Source organism: Streptococcus sp. 1559 (genome assembly GCF_013276735.1).
GTDB classification, from domain to species: Bacteria; Bacillota; Bacilli; order Lactobacillales; family Streptococcaceae; genus Streptococcus; species Streptococcus pseudopneumoniae.
Genome location: NZ_VMLO01000025.1, coordinates 1 through 3549 on the forward strand (window position 1 = coordinate 1; position 3549 = coordinate 3549).

Below are 3549 nucleotides of genomic sequence, written 5' to 3' on the forward strand. Positions count from 1 at the left end.
GTTTTGCAGGAAGTCTATTGTCAAAAATGTGATGGTAATCTTGTCCATCGACTGTCAGGTGACGTTCATAAATGCCTGAAGTCACGACAGATTGATTGACAACGGGAATGGTCATTAAGTGATTTCCCCTCGGATTGGCTGAATCTTGAATCTCGATTTGCCAAGGGTTATCCCCTCTTGCCTGATTTTTTCCAATGGTCAGGATACTCCCTCCCAGATTGATCAAGGCAGAAGTCATACCCTCTTTTCTAAGAAATTGGGCACCCTTTATCTGCACTATAACCCTTGACTAAACAACCTAAATCGATTTTCATTCCTTTCTGCTTTAAGAATACAATGGAAGTAGAAGAATCTAACTCGATATCATGAGGATTGATTAGAGACAGCACCGCTTCAATTTCTTGAGGTTGTGCAGCTTTGGCATCTGAAAAACCAATGCGCCAGGTTTGAATTAGGGGATCAATACTGATGTTGAGCTGGCTATAGAGTGCTAGGCTATGCTCTAAACCAAGTGAAATCAGTTCAAACAGGTCTGGATGAACAGTGACGGGGGCTATTCCTGCTTGATAATTGATTTCCATCAACTCAGATTCTTGACTATTGGCATTGAAATGGTATTCAAGCTTTTTGAGCAAATCAAAGGATTTTTAGAGTAAGATATCTGCTCACTCATTAACTAATGAAATAGTGATAGTGGTTCCCGTTAGGAGTTCAGAATGTGAACGAAGAGGCAAGCTAGCAACTTTTTTCTTTTGTAGAAAATAAGTTGCAATATCAAATAATTATATAAATGGAAGACCTTGTATTTTATTTTCATGTTATTATAATACCATAAAGCTAGAATTTTCATAAATTAAATTTGGAAAAAGTCAAGAAATATGCTTAAAAAAATTCATTAGGCTTGAAATTAGGATAAATGGAGAATTGTTTTTGATAAAAAATGATAAAGTAATAGCAAACCTCTGGTAAACGCTGACAATAAATGGTATACTAGTAAGGTAAATTTAGAATGAAAGTAGGAAATTTTTTATGAGTAAAATTGTTGTAGTCGGTGCTAACCATGCTGGTACAGCATGTATTAATACTATGTTGGATAATTTTGGAAATGAGAACGAAATTGTTGTATTTGACCAAAACTCTAGCATCTCTTTCCTAGGATGTGGAATGGCTCTTTGGATTGGTAATCAAATTGACGGTGCTGAAGGCTTGTTCTATTCTGATAAAGAAAAATTGGAAGCTAAAGGTGCTAAGGTTTACATGAACTCACCTGTTCTTTCAATCGACTATGATAACAAAGTAGTCACAGCCGAAGTTGAAGGAAAAGAGCACAAAGAATCATACGAGAAATTGATTTTCGCTACAGGTTCTACACCAATCTTGCCACCAATAGAAGGTGTTGAAATTCTTAAAGGAAACCGCGAATTTAAAGCAACTCTTGAAAACGTACAATTCGTGAAATTGTACCAAAACGCTGAAGAAGTGATCAATAAACTTGCTGACAAGAGCCAACACCTTGACCGTATCGCCGTTGTTGGTGGTGGTTACATTGGTGTTGAACTTGCTGAAGCCTTTGAGCGTCTTGGAAAAGAAGTTGTCCTTGTCGATATCGTTGATACTGTCTTGAACGGTTACTATGACAAAGACTTTACACAAATGATGGCGAAGAACTTGGAAGACCACAACATCCGCTTGGCTCTTGGTCAAACTGTTAAAGCAATCGAAGGTGACGGTAAAGTTGAACGCTTGATTACCGATAAAGAAACTTTTGATGTGGATATGGTTGTTCTTGCGGTTGGTTTCCGTCCTAACACAGCTCTTGCTGACGGTAAGATTGAACTCTTCCGAAATGGTGCTTTCCTTGTAGATAAGAAACAAGAAACTTCAATTCCAGGTGTATTTGCAGTTGGTGACTGTGCGACTGTCTATGATAATGCTCGTAAAGACACAAGCTACATCGCCCTTGCTTCAAACGCAGTTCGTACTGGTATCGTTGGTGCCTACAATGCTTGTGGACATGAATTGGAAGGAATCGGTGTTCAAGGTTCAAACGGTATCTCAATCTATGGTCTTCACATGGTTTCAACTGGTTTGACTCTTGAAAAAGCAAAAGCTGCAGGTTACAATGCGACTGAGACAGGATTTAACGATCTTCAAAAACCAGAATTCATGAAACACGATAACCATGAAGTAGCGATTAAGATTGTCTTTGACAAAGATAGCCGTGAAATTCTTGGTGCCCAAATGGTTTCACACGATATTTCAATCAGCATGGGAATTCACATGTTCTCACTTGCTATCCAAGAGCATGTAACAATTGATAAATTGGCATTGACAGACCTCTTCTTCTTGCCACACTTCAACAAACCATACAACTACATCACAATGGCTGCCCTTACAGCTGAAAAATAAAAATGATGAACTATCTGGTCTTAAGTCAAGGTCGGATAGTTTTTTAGGTACGACGGGTCATGGCCTACATCTGAGGAACAAGTCCTCTGTGGGCACTAGCTACCGATGAACCCAACAGCGCCCCTCAATCCTGACTATCGTGAGGTAGCGGACGAAGACGGTCTGGAGATAGACCCTGACGTTAGAGTAAAAAACGTTAGAGGAAAGAATAGCGAAATCCTGGTTCTAGGAACAGAGAGGTGCTAGGAAAGCCTATCTAGCAGATGAGATAGCCAAGAACTCTAAAGTTTATATAGGTAGTCGTAACTTATATCTGTAAGTCATGAAAGTAATTGAATTCGGACTAAGGTTTGTGTGAAAAAGATAAATCTTCCTAGAGTCCAAAGACTCTGCGTCCGATTTCCTATTTTCACTGTAACCTTTTAACGTCCTCTGTTATAAAGGAAGAAAGATCTGGGACTGATTCCGTGAGGTTTCATGAGCGCCTAAAGCATAGTAACAAGGAATCATGAGAAGTCAGCAGAAGCCATAGTAGTGATGAAGTTTCTGTAGTAGTATTAAATGGTTCAGTTGTATTTCCCAAAAGATGTGCCAATACAATGTATTACATAAATCGAATTTTAAATCTTAGGAAGTAGAAATTTTTAATGGTAGTAGATTTTCAAAGTGGTGAAATATGTTGAGGAATTTATTTTCTTTTCAAACATCAGATATTATTTATTTTGATAATGCAGCTACAGTTCCCAAGCCAAAAGCTGTTGTTAATAAATTAACAGAAGTTTATTCAGGAATTCCAATAAACATTAAGAGACATAATTCAAAAAATGATTTAATTTTTTCTAATGAATATGAGGCTGTTAAGAAAAAAATTAAAAATTTTCTAAGTGCCAGTAACTGCAATGTGCTTTTCACTAAAAGTGCTACGGAGGCTTATAACTTACTTAGTAGGTCTATAAAATATAATAAAGGTAAATTAGGCGTGTCTGTATTAGAACACCATTCTAATTATTTACCTTGGAAAATGTTATAGTTGCTTAGTTTCAAACAAGCATGTTATAATAAAGCTATGGCATATAGTACAGATTTTAAACAGCGAGCATTAGATTACATCAAAGAGGGGCACAGCCATGTCGAGGCAGC

2 protein-coding genes and 1 pseudogene are annotated in these 3549 nt (G+C 37.5%); 2 read left to right on the top strand and 1 reads right to left on the bottom strand.

Annotated features, from left to right (window positions below):
* Nucleotides 1-734, bottom strand: a pseudogene (locus HT688_RS04325) (FAD:protein FMN transferase); the annotation flags it as partial.
* Between the two features lie 295 nt (nucleotides 735-1029).
* Between HT688_RS04325 and nox the strand changes: the two are divergent.
* A complete protein-coding gene (nox, locus tag HT688_RS04330) occupies nucleotides 1030-2409 on the top strand; it encodes a H2O-forming NADH oxidase (RefSeq protein ID WP_000036801.1) in 1380 nt (459 codons plus the stop codon).
* Between the two features lie 676 nt (nucleotides 2410-3085).
* Nucleotides 3086-3439 (top strand): aminotransferase class V-fold PLP-dependent enzyme, encoded by a 354-nt coding sequence (locus HT688_RS04335; RefSeq protein WP_000945718.1) that lies wholly within the window; start codon nucleotides 3086-3088, stop codon nucleotides 3437-3439.
* Nucleotides 3440-3549 lie beyond the last annotated feature (110 nt).